This window comes from Lysinibacillus capsici, from assembly GCF_003367505.1.
GTDB lineage: Bacteria > Bacillota > Bacilli > Bacillales_A > Planococcaceae > Lysinibacillus > Lysinibacillus capsici.
The window spans coordinates 65,417-86,500 of the sequence record NZ_PXXX01000009.1; the positions used below are offsets into that span (position 1 = coordinate 65,417).

23 protein-coding genes are annotated in these 21,084 nt (G+C 38.6%); 9 read left to right on the forward strand and 14 right to left on the reverse strand.

Translation table 11 applies throughout. The features are described from left to right. Positions 1–17: 17 nt before the first annotated feature. The 7 genes from C7B89_RS05730 to C7B89_RS05760 form a co-directional block, all read right to left on the reverse strand. Entirely contained in the window at positions 18–485 is a 468-nt protein-coding gene (locus C7B89_RS05730; RefSeq protein WP_115673290.1) for a DUF4259 domain-containing protein, read from the reverse strand. 129 nt (positions 486–614) lie between these two features. Next, positions 615–1,415, reverse strand: a complete 801-nt coding sequence (locus C7B89_RS05735) for a hypothetical protein (protein ID WP_115673291.1) — start codon at positions 1,413–1,415, stop codon at positions 615–617. Positions 1,416–1,432: 17 nt separating this feature from the next. Then, a complete protein-coding gene (locus C7B89_RS05740; RefSeq protein WP_115673292.1) occupies positions 1,433–2,128 on the reverse strand; it encodes a DUF4274 domain-containing protein in 696 nt (231 codons plus the stop codon). 13 nt (positions 2,129–2,141) lie between these two features. Beyond that, complete coding sequence (locus C7B89_RS05745) at positions 2,142–3,803, reverse strand: DUF6138 family protein (protein ID WP_115673293.1); 1,662 nt, start codon at positions 3,801–3,803, stop codon at positions 2,142–2,144. A gap of 65 nt (positions 3,804–3,868) precedes the next feature. Next, positions 3,869–4,930: a suppressor of fused domain protein gene (locus tag C7B89_RS05750; protein ID WP_115673294.1), complete on the reverse strand. Its 1,062-nt coding sequence runs from the start codon at positions 4,928–4,930 to the stop codon at positions 3,869–3,871. A 371-nt stretch (positions 4,931–5,301) separates the two neighbouring features. After that, complete coding sequence (locus tag C7B89_RS05755; RefSeq protein WP_115673295.1) at positions 5,302–5,850, reverse strand: hypothetical protein; 549 nt, start codon at positions 5,848–5,850, stop codon at positions 5,302–5,304. A 335-nt stretch (positions 5,851–6,185) separates the two neighbouring features. Continuing rightward, entirely contained in the window at positions 6,186–6,908 is a 723-nt protein-coding gene (locus tag C7B89_RS05760; RefSeq protein WP_066037249.1) for an SDR family NAD(P)-dependent oxidoreductase, read from the reverse strand. 357 nt (positions 6,909–7,265) lie between these two features. Here C7B89_RS05760 and C7B89_RS05765 point away from each other — a divergent pair, with 357 nt between their 5' ends. Next, positions 7,266–8,822: an S-layer homology domain-containing protein gene (locus tag C7B89_RS05765; protein WP_115673296.1), complete on the forward strand. Its 1,557-nt coding sequence runs from the start codon at positions 7,266–7,268 to the stop codon at positions 8,820–8,822. Between the two features lie 68 nt (positions 8,823–8,890). On the opposite strand, the gene C7B89_RS23010 is transcribed toward C7B89_RS05765, so the two are convergent. Further along, positions 8,891–9,061, reverse strand: coding sequence for a hypothetical protein (locus C7B89_RS23010; RefSeq protein WP_167444824.1), 171 nt, complete (start codon positions 9,059–9,061; stop codon positions 8,891–8,893). A gap of 92 nt (positions 9,062–9,153) precedes the next feature. Here C7B89_RS23010 and C7B89_RS05770 point away from each other — a divergent pair, with 92 nt between their 5' ends. Then, positions 9,154–10,140 carry an SDR family oxidoreductase gene (locus C7B89_RS05770; protein ID WP_036076497.1) on the forward strand — a complete coding sequence of 329 codons (987 nt, stop codon included), beginning with the start codon at positions 9,154–9,156 and terminating at the stop codon, positions 10,138–10,140. A gap of 531 nt (positions 10,141–10,671) precedes the next feature. On the opposite strand, the gene C7B89_RS05775 is transcribed toward C7B89_RS05770, so the two are convergent. Then, entirely contained in the window at positions 10,672–11,652 is a 981-nt protein-coding gene (locus C7B89_RS05775) for a DUF2268 domain-containing putative Zn-dependent protease (protein ID WP_115673297.1), read from the reverse strand. Positions 11,653–11,851: 199 nt separating this feature from the next. On the opposite strand from C7B89_RS05775, the gene C7B89_RS05780 reads away from it, so the two are divergent. The 5 genes from C7B89_RS05780 to C7B89_RS05800 all read left to right on the forward strand — a co-directional run bounded on the left by C7B89_RS05780 (position 11,852) and on the right by C7B89_RS05800 (position 14,604). Beyond that, positions 11,852–12,076: a hypothetical protein gene (locus C7B89_RS05780; protein WP_004224247.1), complete on the forward strand. Its 225-nt coding sequence runs from the start codon at positions 11,852–11,854 to the stop codon at positions 12,074–12,076. Between the two features lie 247 nt (positions 12,077–12,323). Further along, positions 12,324–12,449 (forward strand): YjcZ family sporulation protein, encoded by a 126-nt coding sequence (locus tag C7B89_RS05785; RefSeq protein WP_103118307.1) that lies wholly within the window; start codon positions 12,324–12,326, stop codon positions 12,447–12,449. Positions 12,450–12,809: 360 nt separating this feature from the next. Continuing rightward, the gene (locus C7B89_RS05790) at positions 12,810–13,094 is read left to right on the forward strand and encodes a hypothetical protein (RefSeq protein ID WP_036076476.1); all 285 of its coding nucleotides are present in this window, start codon (positions 12,810–12,812) and stop codon (positions 13,092–13,094) included. 86 nt (positions 13,095–13,180) lie between these two features. Next, on the forward strand, positions 13,181–13,657 hold the full coding sequence (locus tag C7B89_RS05795) for a GNAT family N-acetyltransferase (RefSeq protein ID WP_115673298.1): 477 nt from the start codon (positions 13,181–13,183) through the stop codon (positions 13,655–13,657). Positions 13,658–13,863: 206 nt separating this feature from the next. Continuing rightward, a complete protein-coding gene (locus tag C7B89_RS05800; protein ID WP_066037246.1) occupies positions 13,864–14,604 on the forward strand; it encodes a hypothetical protein in 741 nt (246 codons plus the stop codon). 61 nt (positions 14,605–14,665) lie between these two features. Here C7B89_RS05800 and C7B89_RS05805 read toward each other — a convergent pair whose 3' ends face one another. The 4 genes from C7B89_RS05805 to C7B89_RS05820 are packed head-to-tail and all read right to left on the reverse strand — an operon-like array spanning position 14,666 to position 16,831. Next, positions 14,666–15,019: a YhjD family protein gene (locus C7B89_RS05805; protein ID WP_009370358.1), complete on the reverse strand. Its 354-nt coding sequence runs from the start codon at positions 15,017–15,019 to the stop codon at positions 14,666–14,668. Next, complete coding sequence (locus C7B89_RS05810; RefSeq protein ID WP_009370357.1) at positions 15,003–15,338, reverse strand: YolD-like family protein; 336 nt, start codon at positions 15,336–15,338, stop codon at positions 15,003–15,005. Before C7B89_RS05810 ends, C7B89_RS05805 begins: the two co-directional genes overlap by 17 nt. A 12-nt stretch (positions 15,339–15,350) precedes the next feature. Next, a complete protein-coding gene (locus C7B89_RS05815) occupies positions 15,351–16,610 on the reverse strand; it encodes a Y-family DNA polymerase (RefSeq protein WP_115673299.1) in 1,260 nt (419 codons plus the stop codon). Beyond that, the gene (locus C7B89_RS05820; protein ID WP_115673300.1) at positions 16,607–16,831 is read right to left on the reverse strand and encodes a transcriptional regulator; all 225 of its coding nucleotides are present in this window, start codon (positions 16,829–16,831) and stop codon (positions 16,607–16,609) included. Before C7B89_RS05820 ends, C7B89_RS05815 begins: the two co-directional genes overlap by 4 nt. 239 nt (positions 16,832–17,070) lie before the next feature. On the opposite strand from C7B89_RS05820, the gene C7B89_RS05825 reads away from it, so the two are divergent. Together C7B89_RS05825 and C7B89_RS05830 are read left to right on the forward strand one after the other, a co-directional pair. Beyond that, positions 17,071–17,727, forward strand: a complete 657-nt coding sequence (locus tag C7B89_RS05825; protein WP_349679724.1) for a cupin domain-containing protein — start codon at positions 17,071–17,073, stop codon at positions 17,725–17,727. A 97-nt stretch (positions 17,728–17,824) separates the two neighbouring features. After that, on the forward strand, positions 17,825–18,307 hold the full coding sequence (locus C7B89_RS05830) for a DUF3231 family protein (protein ID WP_048392480.1): 483 nt from the start codon (positions 17,825–17,827) through the stop codon (positions 18,305–18,307). A 49-nt stretch (positions 18,308–18,356) separates the two neighbouring features. Here C7B89_RS05830 and C7B89_RS05835 read toward each other — a convergent pair whose 3' ends face one another. Beyond that, complete coding sequence (locus C7B89_RS05835) at positions 18,357–20,963, reverse strand: cation-translocating P-type ATPase (RefSeq protein WP_115673301.1); 2,607 nt, start codon at positions 20,961–20,963, stop codon at positions 18,357–18,359. Positions 20,964–21,084: the final 121 nt, after the last annotated feature.

A 21,084-nucleotide genomic window follows, 5' to 3' on the forward strand; every position in this document is an offset into this window, starting at 1 on the left:
AATCACTCCATCTATTTTTATTGTGACAAACGGTTAATTGCTTGTTCCACCGTCTGAATAAGATAGGCTAAGTTGGACTGCCATTCTGGCCAACTCTTGGACTCTTGCCATAATTCTACAATCTCTCTACTACCATGTTGATCAGGTACTTCATCTCTAATGTCCTGTAAATACCGCAATATAAAGGTCAAAGAGCTTTCATCTACTACCCATTGTATTTGTTCATCCTTACTTTCTTGACCATAAATGGTTCCTGTATCCAGATATTGACTATAAAGCTCTGCCAAAGCCAGGGCACTTATATCGTAGAAAAAATCTATATCCTCCAATGTTTTACCAAAAAAGCCTTGCTGTTTCATAGCCTGTACAATATCCGATAATGTTAGCTGATTGGATTCCTTATGCTGTTCCATAAACTCCCGCAAAAACGCCACTACATCTAAACCTTCATCACTTTCCAATGCTTTGTATCCCCAAGCCCCCATCTCACTGCACCTCTCTTATTTATTCTAGTAAAGCTCTGGTAAAAGTAAAATCTGCACGCATGACCATGACAGCTGTTCATTATAGTAGCCGCTCTTAAAATTCCTTTGCTATATCAATAATCCTCAGCTTTATAGGTAGGAGGCAAAGTAAAACTTCATCTTTTCCTGTGAATAGCCATCCTGTCCTCTCCAAGTCGCCATTGACATAAAATCAGTTCCACGTCCACGCTCCTTGCGATAATCATCCTTTGATACGAGTAGTCCCGCATAACCCCAGATTTCCATGACCACATCTCGTTCATGTTGATTGGACTTGAAAACATCTTTCCAGCGCTTTTCAAGCTGTCTAGCTGCATCTGTGTCGTTACAGGATTCTATTGCTGCTACCATCTGTTTTAAGATGGCTACGCCATCCTCACTTACATTCAATGCTTCTTGTTCTTTCACTAGGCATTCTAAGTCTAGTAAACAATAGATGAGCCAATTGAGGCGAACCCCTCCCCACTTGATGCGTTCAAAATTAAGCACATTTAAATCTTCATTGACATACGTAGCATTGGACATGATTTTCCGCTCATTACAGTAGCCACAGCCACTATAGGAGACCAATGCCACAGGTTGTTCATCATACGTATGCATTGGTAAATTATGCGTAAGAGCCCAGCTCGATAAGGCACTGCGTAAATGTACTTTGCGCGTCGATAAGCTATGCAAAAATGCCTTTACCACAAGCTCCTTTGTTAAGAATTTCTCATGCAGCTGTCGCAATCTTTGTACACATTCATCATGGGAAATCGTTAATCGATCAAACATCAAGCCCTTACTTTTAGCATATTGAAAATCTTCTTCTGTATAGGTATAACCACCTGAACGCCATCCACCAGATTGCCAATAGGTTTGCATTAATATTTTCCTTGCTTTTTGGTCCATTATTCTCTCCTCGCTAGCTAGCACTTTAATTTTTCTTGTAAGGTTAGTGCCATCTCTTTCCATGGTCGCTTCCAATCGGAACTCGCTATCTCTTCCTCTGTTAGTGCTAGCCAATATTCTCCTTCCATTAGCTCAAACATGTCTATCATGGTAATAGGGGCACAAACTGGATTAGCTAATGCTGCGAGCATAGGCTCGGGGCCATCATCCCAGTTATAGCTATTGACAATGGCATGTAAAATAACAGCTGATGATACCTTGCTTATGCGCTGGCACATTGTATTGAGAGAATCCTCATATAAAATGGCATCAGCTTGCTGTTGTTCTTGTGCATTCAAAGTTAGACGGATTGCACCTGGTGTATCTACCAATAAATCAGCTATTCTTGCATGCTCCCTTGCCGCAAACCAAGCTGTAGCGGTAATCCCCTCTGGCTCAGATAAATTTACACCCTTTGCAAGTAGTAAAGAAATCACTTCTTTCTGCTTAAACTTTACCGCTTTTTTAATTGCTGTATCACCAAGCTTATCTCGTGCCTCCAAGTCTATATGCTGTGCCAAAAGAAGCTTGATTCCTTCATGTGGCATTCGATTTGTTATAAAAAGCATTAATGGTGTTCTCCCACGTGCATCTCGCTCATTTACATCTAATTTAGTAAGGGCCTCCCGAACGACCTCTAAATCCTTGGATTTACTCACTTCCGTCCATTCCATTCGTCTACCCCCTTCAGGAATCCATCCATTGCAGTAATTTCTCAAGTTCATCCCTTATTGGTGCTGATTCTTGCTTTAGTCGCTGAGCAAGCTTCTTGGAACTACCGAATATTCGATATAAAACAAATGGACGCTGATAATCTGCTTTCTTTTCAAGTTCTTGTCCGAGTGCCACGAGCAAATCTAAATCCATGATGTCAATGTTCTTTATTGGCTTAGCTGATTCACTTGCACCAAGTAAAATAGCTACAAACACAGGCATCATCTCTACTGATAAGCCATGTGCTTCAAGAAAGGCTTCCGCATAAGCATCTTGCACGGATTGATGCTCTGTATCAACGAGTAACATATATCGTTGAACAAGTGGAAAATAATCCTTGCTATAAAGTCCTAATCCAAAAACCGCATAGGTGCTGGGCATAGCTGATTTTTCACTCGGCTCAACATCCTGATACCAAGCATATTCCTCCATAGCGAGCTGGGCATAGTCCGCTAATAAAGGGAAAAGATTTGGATATTGTAGGCAATTGGCGAAAAATTGATGAAGCTTTGATTTAGCTAACTTTTTAATAGGAAGATAATTTTTCGCTTTACTCTTTAAAGCCAGCTTATAGCCCTTTGGAAAACCTTCTTGTAGCAGTTGAATGATATAGTAAAGGGCTTCACGATAAGCGTTTTCCTCTTCTACCATCACTCGTATATCAATCGTTTGTAAAATATCATTTGCCTGTCCTTCGAATACATCCCGCTTTCTTATACTTTCAAAACGACCGCTTCCTTTTTCCAAATAATTAGCTGCCTGCAGCGAGCCAAGCTGCTTCGCAAGTTCCAAGTATTCTAATCGAGTGGCTGGCTCTTTTTGACCAATCTTCAACGCGACATAAAGAAAGAAATCTAGTTTTTCCTGCTCTAGTTGTTGTACCGAGTCCTCTGTTTTCAATACCCACTCTTTCCTATAATCGCCTGCTTGTTCAAAATAGTGCGTTAAAAAATGCTCCTCTGCCCACTGCTTAAAGGCCATTGTATAATAATAAATCCATTTGTCTAAACGTTCTTTATTCGCCCGATGCTTTTCTTGAAGCCGATGAATAAGTGGTTCGACTTCCTCAGCTGTTTGATGGAAAAAATGTGGATTGACCAAATGCTTCGCAAGGAAAAATTCATCATTGTCACTTGGTCTTACTGGTAGCTCTGCCATCACCTTTGTTTCTATAAAGCTTGCCAGCACTTGTTTCGTTGACGCTAGTTTACGATTATTCAACAGCTCCTTTTGATAATGAAGCACCGTTTTATCATGTTCAAATTCTAGCACAACCTCAAAGCGGTAATCAAAAAATCGGGGACCGTATTGCTCAGATTGAAATACTTCCTCTGTTTTAGTACATAAAGCACTAAAAAGCTCTTCAATATGCTGGACATCTGTAAATTCTTGTATGTATGAACCCGCTTCCACCTTATAGGAGCTATCACTCCAACTAAATGGCTCATAAACATCTATAAAGATTGTGCCATTAGGACTTTTTCCTTTTTTCCAGGCAACTTTCAAATATTGAAGGATGCCTGCTTGTAACCTACTTTGCTCTTTCAGCCCTGTTATTCGTTTACTCTCTTGTTGATAAACAGCCGTGATTTGCTCCCACACAGCCGCTAGAAAATGCTCTACACACTGCTTCACTGTACATCCTCCCTTTCTATTGTTAGAGAAAAATCTCCCGCTAAAGCCTTAGCGAGAGATCCATCTTATCCGATTGTTTTCACAACCGCTCCTTCTTGATTTTTAATATGTGTCTTCAAAATTTGAAAACTTACACCAGCTAAAGAAGAAATAGTGAATTGACTTTCTTGCGGTATCAGCCTCTGACTTAATTCTTCTACCGCTGCCTTGTTCAATGTGATCGTAATCTCTTGACCATTCTCTGAATAGCCTATTTGAGGGCCTGCTTTAAATATTATCGTTATTTGTTGACCGACTAAGGTAAGATCTTTATCTTTCAGAATACGTCCACGTAATAATTTACTAATGACAGCTGCTTGCTTTGCTCCAAGTTGAACAACATTAGACGGTTTGTTAAACCAGCTCTTTTTTTCTACTTCCCAAGCAAGTTGATCTACGAAAAGAAACCCCGTATTAGAGCCATCTTCCTCCATTCCTCGCACAACTGCCTCGGTAACTTCAGGATTTTGTAGGAGAGAAGTTCTTGTTAAATCCGTAGTATAGCTTGGTATTTGCTTCATGCCAGCCTGTAGTACACCAAGTGTATTCCATGTCTGCATCGCTTCTAACTCATCCTCTGAAATACCGACCATTTGGATAAACTCCATCTTGCCATTTGGTGTATCGATTTCAGCAAGCTCTGGATCATGTGTAAAGGCTAGTGCCGTTAATTGTGTGTCGGCATCGAGGCAAATCGGACCATTTGCATCCAAATAATCTCCCGCTCTAAAAACATTACCACTATTAAACACATATCTGCCCATATTCTGTAGTAAATTCAATGCCCAAGCAGGTGGCTCGTCCTCATCATGTTGACGTACTAGTCGAAATGTTAATTCAAATCCATATCCACTATAGTCCTTGTTTTCAAATTCCTTTTCATATAGTTCCGAGAAGCCATATGTAACAAAATGCCAATGCGGAATGGATGTTTCGCTTTTATAAACACTAATTCCATCTAAAGGATCTTGTCCTCCCAGTGAATAGGGAATCAAAGTTCCATAATGCTTTGGCTCCTGCTCACCATATACCTGTGCTAATGCCTGATCAATCGCATCCCAGCCAACTGCTGCTATTTCATCACTCATTTCCATATCCTCCTTGCTGATATCACTCGTAGAACGTACGTATCTATTATTTATGATAGCAATTTTATGGTGACTCTTTTAACAGGAATAGGACTCATTTTCCAGTTTCCAGCAACTAGGTTTATTGACATTCTATATGGGGTAAATATGACTAATATTGATGACGCCTTAGCGAAATTGCGTTCATTTTTTTCGAGCTTGCTCGAAAAGTATCGGGACACCATTGAAGCAAAAAGTACAATTTGTACATTTATCGCACCACCGATAAAGAAGGGTGTTTTTCGCTGAAAGATAAAAAGACAATCCTCTTACAAAATAGAAGATTGTCGCATGAGTGTCTATTTTACTATTTAAACGTCAGGTAGTGCATCTTAACCATATAGCATAGCTGGCTCACGAACCGTTTGTAAATAATCTGCCAATTTCCCTGCAAATACTTTCTCTAAATACGGTAATTGCGCTAGGCAATGAGGCGTCATTAATGCTGGGTTTTGAACTATTTTTAGCCCTCCCACCTTTAGTAGCGTCGCTACAAACTGGGAACAAAAATAAGCACGCTCACGTCTCACTTCCTTTTGCATCACCACACCAAAAAGTCCGATAAAATTATATTTATAGCGATCTCGATTCCAGTACATATAACGGACAATTTTCATCATGTCTAAATATTGATAATGTGATATACGACAGCGATAAATAACACAATCCGCACACTCAAATAGCCCTCTTTCTGCATCCTCTCGTAAAAAGCCCCCACTTAACGGATTGTTCAATTGCCTTCGACCAAAGCTATACATTTCAAATAGCCCCTCATCAAAGGCTATGGATGCATGATTCATCTCCTTGCCCGTATACATGCCGATCGCTTTTGATAATAACGTCCCTGTTTTGGTTAATACTATGTAAATCGTATGTGCCATATCTTCACCTACTTAATATTCTCTCTCCTACTACCAATACGTTTTAAATCTTCAAATGGTTTCGTGAATTTCCTTTTTTTATAATTATACACAGCGAATCTTAAATATTTCCTAGTAGAACCTGAAGATTTTCTTAAGATTTAATAGGCTGGAAGTATTTTTAGAATTGGTTATGACGATGAAAGGATGTTGATTTTTTTACTACCTTTATTTATATGAGCTTAATTGTAGTGTTATGTGTGAAGGGGTCGTGAAAATTTTTTCTAAGGCACGGAATCTATTTGTCCTTTTTATTAAAAGACGCTACTCAATATTGAGTAGCGTTCACTGAGTAATCATGCATTTAAATCCGTTATGGCTGGGACATTAATTTCTTTTACACAGGAGACTGCTGATAGATTAATTACACATTGCACAAGAGAGACAATATCTTGTACGGGGATTCGTGTACCTTCATATAAATGAATGGCTTTTTCCGCTCCTTCTTCATAGGGTACTTCTGCTGCCAGTTCACCAGGATTAATGCATGTGACAGAAATTTTATCTTTCCTTAAATGTTCACGCAGTGCATTTGTAATGCCCCTTACGCCGAATTTAGATGTGACAAATGAAACTTGTGCATTGTTTGTGTGATCTAAGCCTGCTGTAGATCCAATTAAAATAACCTTTCCCTGCTTCGCTTGTCTTAAGTTGGGTAAAAGTGCCTGAATATATGTAATAGTAGAAGTTAGATTGATATTGATTAATTTCGAAATATCCTCTACTTCATCCTTATCAAATGTATAATCATCTTCAAAACCACGCTTTTCCCATACACCCACATTATAAATTAATACATCGAGCGGAATGCCTTGTAACACTTCTTTTAAAGTGGAAATTTGTTGTTGACTAGACAGATCAATGGATAACCAGTGACGATTTACTCCATCATTTAGCTCTAAACTATTGGGTCTCGTTCGTGCTACCATCCATACTGTATCTCCTTTGACAGGTAACCCCTTAACAAATGCATCTCCCAATCCTTGGCTAGCTCCAAAGATAATAAAATTCCTACTCATATTACCATCCTTTCTCATGACAAAATGTAATGAAAACCTGTAGCTTGTTGCCGATTAATATATTCTTAAGTGAAAGGAATTTCTGCCTTTCAACATTATCGCTACTAACTGAAAAGAATGAATAACTTTCACCTTATTTGATCTTAACGTATTTAATGCTATTAATCTCTTTTTATCACTTGAACTTGCCACTGCAAATTATTGTGAAGAGAACCTAAAGTAGTTGCAATTACACAGCCTTCTGCAAAATAAATCTAGTTAGCTCTGGGTTACTTTATATTTGTTATTCATTACCAATAGAATTTATCTGTTTAAACATGCTATCATTTTGTGGATATTGGTTAAAGCAGGTGAAAGATGAAAAGAAAGCTTATTTATACAATAATGTTCGTTTTATTCTGTTTCGTTTTTTTAATGAATCACATTTCTGTCTCTGCAAGTGGCTTTGATGATATAAAAAAACTGCCGAATCAAATGCAACAAGAAGTACAGGATCTAACAAAAAGAAATATTATTAAGGGGACAACACCGACAACTTTTTCCCCAAACACGACGATTACTCGTGGTCAAGTTGTCGTAATGATGGGACGATATATCGAACAGAACGGCATAGCGAAGGTTGATAAAAATTGGGAGGAAATGGATCGTTTTATGGATATGCCCCTTCGTGTGAAGGATCGTGAATTGCTAAAGTATTCAACTTTACTTTACGATAATGGCATCTTTAAAGGAGAAAATGGACGCCTAAATCCATATAATCACATGACACGAGAACAAATGGCACTAACGTTAAACCGACTTATGGTATTAGCCCGAAACTATTCATTGATTGACTATGCCTATGATTTGCAAAGTGATGTAGTGGATATACAGAAAGCAAATAAAGAAGCTAGACCCTATATAGAGGCACTTAATGCTTTAGGCATTTCCAATGTAGATACTTTCTATCCCAAAAACAGTGTGACACGTGTGCATTTTGCTTCTTTTTTATCAAGAACAATCAAATTAATTGAGCGCAATCACCATGTTATTCATTTTGAAAAAACAGCTGAAGAGCTAGGATTTCAAAAAATTTCAAATGTAACAACGATCAATAAATCCCATTTACAAGTGTCCTTTTCTAATTCTCTTCTTCATATTTATGCACGCTATGATGGTAACTTTGCCATCGACGAAGAAGTGGTAATTGAAGGGACTAGCCTTTTTGGTCGCCCTCACGAATCACGATTACAGTTAAGAAATCAATTTATGCAATCAAATGCTTTCTCCATTGTAAAAAAATACATTCCAGGTCAACATGGATATATCAATATGAACCTTTTCTTAATGCATAGTTTTACAGATGCGCATTACAAATTATTAGATACAGGAAAAGAATATGGTTCACAAGCAGGATATTTAGATAAACAAGGTATATCTATGTATTTCATAAACAGTGATTCTGGCATAATAGAGCATACAATCAATGGAAATGTATTATCTATGAAAAATGAAGAAATTATAAGAACACCCAAGACGGTGCATTACCGATATTATTTCGACTATCAAGGTGTGATGGTATCTGATACAGATGCCATGAATCATATCGGTGATAAGCGTTACACAGTAACAAATAATGGAGATGTTCTATTGGAAGGAAAAGTACTAAAAGATCGCACATTTTATTATTTACCTATCATTCGGCCGGTACCTTTCCATACCTATAATGATGATTTCGGTGGATTTACGTATACCGATGATGTGACATTGCAACAAATTTTAGCATTCCACAAAACGGACGGACAAAAATCAAGTATTCCCAGACAATACATGCATCCAAAGGTGCTAGTGATTGATGGGAAGAAAAATATATATGGTACAATTAATCTACGGGATGCAACGTTCGGGACTTTCGAAGAGATTAAAAATTATTAATATTCTTATAAATAAAGAAGCCATCTGGTGTTGTTTTTTCAGCATCAGATGGCTTCTTCGTTTACAGTTTATTCATTGTCCCAAATCGGATAATATGACTCGTAGATTGGGTAGCTATAATAAGGTGGTCTTACGCCAATGGTTGGTGTTAACCAGGTGTCATTCAAATAATGGATCTCAAGTGTAGACGCTTCATTTTCTAATAATCGCGTAACTTCTGGGAAAAATTCAACCTCCATTTTCAGTCCTCCTGTTTCCTTCACGGCTTGTTTGGATGTTTAACACAAAAAGCTAAGCTTTCATAGTATATGTTGAAAAGGAGGGATTGGTTATTACTAATCCGAATGACAAGGACTATCGTGAATTATTAGCACAAATCCACTTTTATCAAAAGTGGTTTGAGGACAATAAAAAGGAAGATCCATACCCGCAATATCCTGTCTATGGGAAGATTACGCAATATAAAGAAGTGCCACTTACTCAACCTGAACAAAGACAATTACGCCAACCGGGATTGGAAAGCTTAATGGTTCCTAAACCCATCATAGAAAATCCTCATTATAAAGGGAGTGGTAAATTAAAGGGAAAAGTTGCGCTTATTACTGGGGGTGATAGCGGGATGGGTGCAGCTGCTGCCATTGCCTTTGCGAAAGAAGAGGCCGATGTGGCCATTGCTTATCTAGATGAGCATGAAGATGCGCTAAGAACGAAAAAAAGAGTTGAAGAATTAGGACAAAAATGTCTGCTGCTTCCTGGAGATCTTCGCTTTAAAAAACAATGTGTAGACATTGTTTCCGAAACGATGAACACTTTTGGTCAATTGGATATTTTATGTAACCATGTTGGGATTCAATTTCAGCAAAATGAGCTGACAGACATCACGGATGAACAGTTTGATGAAACCTTTAAATTAAATGTATATGCTCACTTCTATACGACAAAAGCCGCTCTCCCTTATTTACGAGCAGGAAGCTCCATTATTGGCACTGCCTCCGTTGTGGCTTATGCTGGAGAACCTTTACTCATCGATTATTCTGCTACAAAGGCGGCTATCGTAGGCTGGACTCGTTCCCTAGCTAAAAGCGTTGCCAAAAAACAGATTCGTGTCAACGCGATAGCCCCTGGCCGTATTTGGACACCACTTATTCCTTCTAGCTTTTCCTCTGATGAAAACGCCTTACATGGAACTAATTTATTTAACCGAATGGCTCAGCCCTTTGAAGTCGCCCCTACTTTTGTCTATTTAGCATCAGATGATTCTAGGCATGTTACAGGGCAAGTCTTGCATGTAGATGGTGGCGAATCAACCAATTCATAATCGACATTATATTTAAAATATGTACTAAAAATTTTCTATTAAATGAAAATATAAATTCATCCATAGCAGATAAGGAAAAACCACCTTTTTTATCCATGATGCCTAGGATTATACCTATAATAAAAGCTTTACACCCTTATTTCAATTACTTTTCAATTTACTTACAGTGGTAATGTTTATAAGTTCTTTCACATACATTAATGTCGGGATAGCACCTTTAACATCGCCCCCAAGATGTTTTTGTACAATGCTATCCCTTTTTACATACTCTGTTTAGTTGGAGATTTCCCCAAGTTTTAATTCATTAAAAGCCGTTGCATTGTTCTTGGGAAGGTTCTCCTCATTCCAATCATCCTAATAGGACTGTGCGGCATTAGATAAGCCACTGCGATTTAAAACCGTAGTGACTTATTGTTTGTTTTTTCGATTGAGAAAGTCCTATCATTATGCTGCATGTTTTACTAGTTCATGTTGTAATCAGTAAAAGTGCTCTTTAATTTTGTACTCTCACAAATAAGTGTCATAAAATAGTTATTGATAGTGTTCCAAGTATTTTCCTTCTTCGAAAATTTCTTGTGCACTTAAGGCTGTCCAATCCTCTGGTGTTTGTTCAGGATGCAAGTCAAGATAGTTTTTAACCATCTTATAGCCTTCACTGTAACCATAATTTTTCGGTAACCCTTTTCCACCATATAAGATGTCTGAGGTACGATTACTGTCGTACTTATGTAAATCAGGTTCTACTTTAGACCATAATTCCTTGTTGTAAGTTACATTCTTTGCTGTATAGCCGTAGTCAGGATAAACGTTTTTTTCAAACATGACCGCTTTTCCTTCAAAGACGATACTATCCAATACCGAAGCTCCGACATCTTTATTTAAATATTTTTCCGCCCAAACGCTGTGATGGTATTCGTGAGCAACAGTTGACTTTATACCATCATCCAAAACATTTAGATAAAGCGGGAGGATGATTTTGCCCGCTCCTACTGCGAAGGGTATTCTATTATTGGTTGCTGAAGGGAATACACAAACAGCTACATCGCTTTGAGAGGGTAAGAGGTCTGCGGATTTCAATAGCGATTCTTGAATGAGTTGATTGATTTCTGCTTTATGTGTTTCCATTTTTTCACTCACCATTTGTATTTCTGTTAGCCTGCTAGGAACCGTATTAAGCAGAGTTTCTGCCATATGATAATATTCCCCATTTTCAAAACAATCCTGGTAGATCGGTTGAATAACTTCCTTATTGTACAAATCCAGAGTTTCCGAGCTTGAAAGATTCGGATTCTCTTTGACCTTTTCCATATACGGATAAAACAGTTGATTGGCATGAATGATTTTGTATTTTTGTTTGGTTTGAGGGTGCTCAAATGAGAACACCATCTCTTCATCATCTGTTATTTGCTTTTTCTCATGAAGTTGGCTCTCACTTTTTTCTGTTGGTGTACAGGCAGCAAGCATAAGTAGTAAGAGACCTAGAATAAAGGTGATTCCCTTTTTAAATTTCATCCATTCTCCTCCCAATCGTTAATAACTAAAAATTCTTTATAACCCCATATATAACTTATATTACCATAAAAATAGTAATGAAAGAATGATTGATTTGTCAGTATTTAGTTAGCATCTCCACAAACGGAGTGTACGATTTTGTGAAGGTAAGAACCTCTAGCTACGCCTTTCATATATTATAGTGAAAGGAGTGGCTATTGTGCCTTGGCAACATAAAATTCCGTATTTAATCGGTCAGCCTGTTGGTGTTTCTTTTACAAATGGTCAAGGAACTTCTGGTGTCCTCTGTGGCGTATCAGGAGGAAAACTGCTTGTTCTTGAATATTTGTATCAAAGTCAATTTGCCTTAAAGCAATACGACCTTCATATGATTCATGATGTGAACGGCTTCCCCCCTTGTCATACGCAGCAGCCGTTATACTAAAAAAACATCCTAGAACGGATGTTTTTTTACATCGTGTTGAATACCAAAACAATTAGTAGTATTTGTTTCATTATTCTTGATGCTATACAGGCTAACAACTAACTCAAGCTACTATTCCATCATAATAATAAAGTAAAGCTTGCACCGCTTTATTCCCGAATGAAGGGACAACTCATTTTTTCTCTACTCGCTAATACCCCCCTTTTGTCCAATACATACTTTAAAAGAAAGAAAGGAGGTGTGTTTCATGAGTTACTGTAATTTCAATAATTACTGTGGCGGGGACAATGGAAGCGGCAATAGCTCTACATTCGTGCTTATTGTTGTACTATTCATCCTTCTTATTATCGTTGGTGCTAGCTTCATGTGTTAATTGATCGTCTCAGGCTTTAGCCTCTGTTCCATTACAGAAGCTAAAGCCTTTTTACCATGAATCGCTACCACAGCTATTCAAATCTCCTCCCCTTTTCGTTTTTTTCTAGCTCATTTATTTTTACTCACAATTAAAAGTTAGTAATTTAGATAGATAACTATCTTAAACCGCTAGCTTCACATAATAATAGTAGTGTAAAGTTCTTGTAACTTTACTTTACACTCCTTTTGGTACTTGGGGTCACTTTCGTCCGAGTGACCCTGTTCTAGCAGCACACATTTAGTTTCTCCTTTTCCCTATCAAGCGGAATCATCGGAACATTCCTACAACAAATTCGTTTTTATAGGAAGGAGGAAAACAATGGGAATTAATTTAAATCTCTGGTCATTTATCTTATCTTTGGGCTGTATTCTATTATTTTTTCTATCAGGTTCAATGAAAGACTTCTTTGACACCTATCTTCATTTCCATCCATTACTGTTGACACTACTCTTGTCTATTGCCTGTTTCTACCTAAGCCTGGTCGGTATGAAAAATGTTAAAAATTTAACGACCTTGCTTCGAGGAATTTTAACAATGGTCATTACACTTATTGTGATGATTAGTATTTCTTTTATTTTACTTTTTGGTACCCTTTTAAGTTAAAATGACCTACCCCCACATTATTTTATACAAGCCTCCTTGACGAACGTTTGTTCTCTGGTTAAACTATTAGAAAAGGGGGCTTTTTTATGCAAGAAACAACGAATATTGAGTTAGTACATTTCTCTGAAAGCTATGTAGAGCAGTTAAATCGTTTTGAATTACCTGAAGAACAACACCAATTTACGGCACTTCCTCAAGAGATTTCAATCGAGAAGGTCGGACAGTATCCAATTGTGATTTTAAGTGGTGGCGTACCTGTCGGCTTTTTTGTGCTTCATGCAACGGACAGAGTCCAACAATATTCTAGTAATCCTCAGGCAATGTTACTAACTGCCCTGTCCATCGACCATCAGCAGCAAGGTAGGGGCTATGCTAAAAAGGCTATGTCTGCACTTGCTGATTTTGTGAAGCAGGAGTTTAAAGAATGTAATGAAGTAGTGTTAGTCGTCAATCATAAAAATATAGCTGCACAGAATTTATATGTCAAAGTAGGCTTTATGGATCATGAAGAAAGAAGAATGGGACCTATTGGTGAACAAATCGTTATGAATTTGCCATTGTAAAGAAATCGTCACTCATTTGCTTTTCAAAATGCGAGACGTACCTTACAAACAATGGAATTCTATTTTCCCCTACCATCTCTAAGAATTTCATTGTTACACCTCCACTCCCTGGCATATAAGCTTTTCCTTCACGAATTCAACTGCTATGGGGCATGTTTATACAGTATAATAAAGTCAATTAGCTATAGAAAAGGTGGAACTAGACATTGAAAAAAGAGATGTGGCTATGGTTATTAGGAATTTCTCTACTAGCTGGATGTAGTGTTACTGTTCCAAATGAGACAGTAAACACCCCTGCTGAACAGGTCTCATCACAGCTGGAGATACAGCATGAGGCTCCATTGATCGCCGTTTCCGATGATGAGAAGGTGAGATTATTTGCACGAAATGAAGCACAAAATGAAATTACAGAGGTAACTTTAGATATTGATGGTAAGCGGAAAAATTTTGACTGGACAATCCCTGATACAGGAACTAAACCTCAGTTATTCTATACAGATCTGACAAATGATCATAAGGAAGAGGCTGCTATTATTATCCAAACTGGACGAGGGACAGGCCTCAATCACTATGAGATTCATGTGGTAAATGGAGAGGATTTATCGGAGATGAATGTCCAACATTATGAAGACATCGTTGCACATACTATTGAATCAACGATTACGAAAAAAGATGATGGCACATTAGCGATTACGATGAAAGCACAGGGAAAAGAATCTACATTTGATTATGACTTTGATCCAGCACCAGATATCAAGCAAGCGCAACTTGCTTTCGGTGGTGTGGTTATTTATACAGTAGAAAATCAAAAAATAATGTTAAACATCCCTGGATCGATTGGCATCTCACCTATTTATGTAGCCGATGTTCGTATTACCTATCAATTTAATCGTACTAACAATGAGTTTCTTGTTGAGCAAATTGATGTGAAACCTATCGAGAAATAAAGCCGCCAAAAGCTGACCACTCCTGTCATCAGCTTTTGGCTTTTTCGTCGTAGACGTAAGCCTAGGCATTGTGTAAATGTTTATTCATTAGCTCTTCGACTTGTGTTTTTAACGCTTGATTGGCATAGCGTAGTACCTCATCATTGCCTGCGGTAGCCACCTGCACATCACTAAAATAATCATCAATTCGATGCCAGCCAACTAATCGTATTTTTTGTTGGGCGAGCTGACGTTTTAATTGAAAATAATCTTTGTGTAGCTGCTTTAATAAAGCATCCATAGCAGGTAAAAATACACGCTTCATCTTAAAATGCTCCGCCACTGTTAGATCGTGCTGTAAGGATTTCACAGCTAAATCAAGCAGCAAATATTGATGTAATAATCGTCGTTGCTCTCCATTAATCACATCCATCATCTTCTATACGAGCAGCATAAATGTATCTTAACGGGATGTGCTTCGTTGTGGTAATGGTTTCTAGTAGCAGCTGGTCCTCGTTCATCGCTTGAATGGTACCTCCCCATTGCACATAGTTACCATGTTCCCATATAGTTAACATAATATAGTTATGCTGTGTGAATGCTTGTGTGATTATTTGCTGTAATTCTTCAAGCTCCCATTCAGCATGTTCCCGAGGCAACTCTGTCAACACCTCTTGTTTCCATGCCTTCAAAAGCATTAAATGCTCTGGTAGCATCATCGCTGTCCATTTCATCGTTCCTCTATCTCTTATCATTTTTTCCACTCCTTATGCTAAATGCCCGCCCACTAAGCGATTCCGTGAAATAGCTGTACCAGCGCTGGTATAGGAGGCTGCGCGTAATAAGGCCACCACTCCATATTTTCTACGAATCGCATCCATGACATGACCAATGACCTGTCGCTGGTCCTTACGCTCATCAAATAAATCAAGCTGAATACTACGCTCTGCCTCTAAATTTGTCAGTCTAACAGATAATTGACGCGCTGGCTCACCCGCAAAATGCTCATCTAGTAAGTCCAGACAAGTCTGATACATAACAAGGGTCTCATTGGTTGGAATTTCGATGGTTCTTGAGCGATGGAACCCCTTCGTCATCGCATTGCGACTGTAAGAGAGCCCCAAGCTAACAGTCCGCCCGACATAGCCTGCTTCCCGTGTACGTCGCATCACATCCTCACACATTTCTAGGAGTACAACTGCAATATCCTTTCGTGTGTGATAATCCTTCATGAGCATTTGGCCCTTCCCAAAGCTTAATGCCGCATTGTTCACCAATGGCTCACCTAATGTGGAGAGATCAATGCCCCATGCATGGTAATAGTATTGATTACCCATAATACCAAAGCGCTTTTCTAATTCGGCTAAATCGGCATGGGCTAATCCACCGACTGTTTGAATGCCCATCGCATTTAAATTGGCTGCCATCTGTTTCCCAATCCCCCACATATCAGATAAAGGACGCACTGGCCAAAGCTTTGTTGGGACATCGGCATAGGTCCATTTGGCAAAGCCTGTTTTTTTTGCCTCTAAATCTAATGCTAATTTAGCCATCAACATGTTTGGTCCCATGCCAATGGCGGACGGAATGCGAAACTTTTCATAGATGTCTTCCTGAATCAATTTGGCTACCTGCTCAGGCGAACCCCAAAGTTGCTCCGTGCCTGTTAGATCTATAAAGCTTTCATCCACACTATAAACATGGATCGCCTCTGGAGGGACATATTGTGCAATCAGACGCGTAATGGCCATGGACATCTCTAGAAAAAAGGACATTTTTGGTTCAAACAACTTAATATCTGGATGTTTGGGAATTTCATAACGCCGATTCCCTGTTTTAATGTTAAATTTTTCTTTCATCACTGGTGATGCAGCCAGCACAATACTACCAGGTTGTTCAAAATTACCGATGATAGCAATTGGATCTGTCAGCACATCTAGCCCTTCTAGCATGGCAATACAGCTTGCATAAAAGCACTTCATATCAATACAAAAAATATCTTTCTGTGGGAAGTCGTTGTAATTCATATCACCTCAGACTCCCGTTGGAGAATGGGCAGAAGTGCTAGAACATTGTTAATATGAAACGTACGCTTCGCTAGCCTTGTAAAACAAAAGGCGGTAAAGGAATCACCACCTTTAATGTGGATAATTTTCACGCGCCTTTTCGTAATGGCACCTGATTTCGCTATATACATCATGTGAACGATTTGGTGACGATGCATGGCTTTTATCAACTGTTCTTTCATGTTGAATGCTCCTTTACTGACTCTGTTTGCGTTCATGTTGAACAGAGTTTTTGATAACTAAGAACAAACGTTTGTGTTTTTATTATACGCACGTATGTTCTGAAATAGAAGTGGTAATTTTAGCTAATTTTTTTCCAGACAGAGGCTGACTGTAGCTAGGCATTTGTGTAAGTCTAGAAGTACCTAAAACATAATCTATGATGATGAATAGCTCAATTTATATGAGAAAGGATGTAAGTATCAGCTCAAATATCGATTATAACTCCCCTTCTGCAGCGTTCACTTTTGATGTCAATAAAAGTACGCTTTTTAAAAAAGACTCCCGAAATTACATTAATATTCTCGGTGTGGAACAATTAAATACATTAGAAAATACATCTTTGCTTGATATTTTTTTAAGTAAAGACAATGTCATCGAGCCACATTACCATCAAAATGCTGCAGAGCTTGTCTATTGTATTGCAGGAGCAGCAACGGTTTCTATATTGAATCCCTTTACCAAGAAAATTCAAAACTATCCTATCAAGCCTGGGCAGGTTGCGAATGTACCACAGGGCTGGTGGCATTATGAAGTAGCCACAGAAGATGACACGCATCTACTTGCTATTTTTGATGCGCCAACGCCAGAGGTCATTTTAGGCTCTGATATCTTAAAATTCACACCAGCCAATATTATGGCCCATACGTATTGTTTAGATGAAGAACAATGGAAGAAAACGATTGCACCGATTGTTCCTACGACTTATATCGGACCAGCAAAAGGCTGCAATCGTGTCCAATCAGCAACCGATCAAGCCCCTTATAAACCAACCATGCCACAGCAATATATGAAACCATGTCCATACCCTTATCCCTATCGTTACCCTCCTATGTACCCTTATGGCACCTACTATTAGCGACCTCTTATACATTTTTTATTGTAAAAGATGAATAGAATGTCATTTACTGCTACATCCTAATCTTAAATCAACCTAAGAGTTAGGAAGTGTCAGGATGACAATGATAAATGAAAATCTAGCATCGCTACGATTTAAGGAGGTTTTCAAGCTTTGGTCACAGCTTGGGATCAATCAAGGCTATATTGCTTCCAGTCATGCTTTTTTTAAGCATACGCGTGATAAAAACTTAAAAATCCTTACATTGGAATTTATTCAATGTTTAAAAGAGGAAAATAAACAGCTAACACTGCTATTAAAGGAAAACGGTGTGCTGGCACCAACAGCATCAATAGAATACAGTAAAATGAAAATAACGGATATTCGTGGGAAATCTTTCATTAATGATGGCGAAATAAGTGCTATTTTATCGATGAATATTGCCTCTTCTTTGATTGCCGTAAGCCAAGCTTTAGAGCTGGCAGTAAAGAAAACACATCTAACCAAATATAGTGAACTCCATATGCGTTATGCGCTACTTGGAGCGAGATTGATTGACCTAAGTAAGAGTAAAGGCTGGTTATTAGCCTCTACACACTAAAAAGAAGCCTCCGTTTTAATAACTAACGGAAGCTTCTTTTTTTTAATCTTTATCGATTTCTCACGAACAGTAGCTTATACCATTGATTGACTAGGAATGGTAACACCGATAGGCTATAAATAAAGCCTAGCTGTGCTGGTGTTAATGGAGCTACCTCAAAGACCGTTGTAAGCATCGGCATAAATAAGACCATGTGTAAACTTAGCACACCAATGATAAAGGCGAACCACGTATATTTATTCGAAAATACACCAATCGCAAAGATGGATTGTTTGGATCGAGAATTAAAGCCATGCACTAACCTTGACAGGCATAGTGTTGTAAAGGCCATCGTGCTTGCTGTTAACGTATCGCCTGTCGATAAACCGATTTGAAACGCAATAATGGTGGAGATGGCGATTAATATCCCTTCAAGCACAACTTGTGTGGTAAATTTTTTATTTAATAAAGGAGTATGAATGTTTCTAGGCTTGTCCTTCATTGTTTTCTTATTATTTGGCTCTAAACCGATGGCAATAGCAGGCAGACTATCTGTTAATAAGTTGATGAATAGAAGATGGACAGGTGCAAAAGGAACAGGTAAGCCCAGAACCGTTGCATATAACACGACAAAAATAGCGCCTGCATTTCCAGATAATAAGAACAGAATGGCATTTTTAATATTTGTATAGATGCTACGGCCATTGGCGATTGCTTTAACAATTGTTGAAAAATTGTCATCCGTTAAAATCATGGATGAGGCATCTTTTGCAACCTCTGTGCCTGTTACGCCCATAGCCACCCCAATATCTGCTTGCTTCAAAGCAGGTCCATCATTGACACCGTCTCCTGTCATGGCAACCACATGTCCTTTATCCTGCCATGCTTTAACAATTCGAATTTTTTGGGCTGGTGTAACACGGGCATAAACAGAATAATCCTGTACTTTCTCTTGCAACTCTTGATCAGTTAAGCCTTCGAGTGCATGTCCCTCTATAGCTTCAGCTGGATTTTGCAAAATGCCAATTTGTTCGGCAATCGCGGTTGCTGTAATTTTATGGTCTCCTGTAATCATGACGGGTTTAATACCTGCCTTTATACAGCTTTCCACAGCCTCTTTCGACTCTTTTCTTGGAGGGTCCATCATCGCTACTAAGCCGACAAAGATTAAATCTCGTTCCGCTCGTGGATCGACTTTTTGTAGAGGCAATACCTCCTTATAAGCAATGGCTAACACCCTTAAACCATTCATAGAAAAATCACGATTCACCGCCTCGATTTTCTGGCGATGCTGCGGGGTTATCTCAAAAATACCTGTTGATGTTTTGATTCGTGTCACTTTTGGTAAGAGTACATCCAGAGCCCCTTTGGTAATCATGATGGGCTGCTTGTCCATCTGATTGACAGTGCTCATAAGCTTCCTCGTCGAATCAAATGGAATTTCAGCCAATCGTGGATATTGCTCACGTATCTTCAATTCATCTAACCCATACTGTTTCCCCAATTTCACGAGCGCAATTTCTGTAGGATCACCAATTTCTTTGTGGTCACGCTCGACAGCGTCACTACATAAAAGCGCTTTTACCATTAGTTCTTTTTCCACTGGATTTACTGGATTGAGCCAATCATGAGGAATTTTCTTCTGGTCCACAAAAACTTCCTGTACCACCATTTTATTTTCTGTTAAAGTACCTGTTTTATCAGAACAGATGACCGATACACTCCCCAAGCTTTCCACAGCATAAAGCTTGCGGATGATCGCATTTTCCTTTGCCATCTTTTGGGTGCCAAAAGCTAATACGATGGTCACGATAGAACTTAAAGCCTCAGGGATAGCCGCCACAGCAAGAGATACAGCAAACATAAAGGATTCTACTAAGGCTCGTCCTCGGATAAGATCAATCGTAAAGATTGCTAAACAAATCAGCGTAATCCCTAAGGCTAATTTTTCACCGAATTGATCGAGACTAATTTGTAATGGCGTTTTCTTTTCCTTTGCTGTATCGAGTAAATTCGCAATTTTTCCGATTTCCGTCTGCATCCCAATTGCCGTAACCATCACGATGCCACGTCCATTGGTCACAAAGCTTCCTGAGTACACCATATTTTTCTTATCCGCAATGGTGATATTCTGCTTCCGAATAGGGTCTGTACTTTTTGCCACAGCAATTGATTCGCCTGTAAGAGAGCTTTCGTTGATGTGTAAATTATGGCTTTCTAGTAGTCTTCCATCCGCATTAATATAATCTCCCGCCTCCAACATCAGAAGGTCCCCTACTACAATTTCTTCAGAAGGAATTTCTACTAGTTGATTATGACGCATGACCTTGGCAATGGGAGAGGTCAATGCTTTTAGATTATCTAATGATTGTTCAGCCTTCACATGCTGCACTGTACCTAAAATGGCATTTAAAATAACCACGATCATGATCACAATGGTGCTTTCTACTTCTCCTAGTAGAAAGGAAACGAAGGCAGCAACGAGTAAAATGATGACCAATAAATCTTTGAATTGGCCCATAAAAACAGCCAACGTACTTGTCTTTTTCCCTTCCTCTAATACATTATAGCCATAGACTTGTTGCCTCTTTTGGACGTCATCATCAGTCAAACCTTGCGTGGTGACGTTCAATATCTTCATGACTTCAGCAGTTGATTGTTGATGATATTCAGTCATTGAGTTCTCCTTCCATTTACAAGATTTGAAAGTCTCCTACTATTTTTCTTAAAAATAATATTCGCTCTTAAAATCTCAAACTCCTCAAATCTGTAAATTCATTAACTACAACAATCTATTC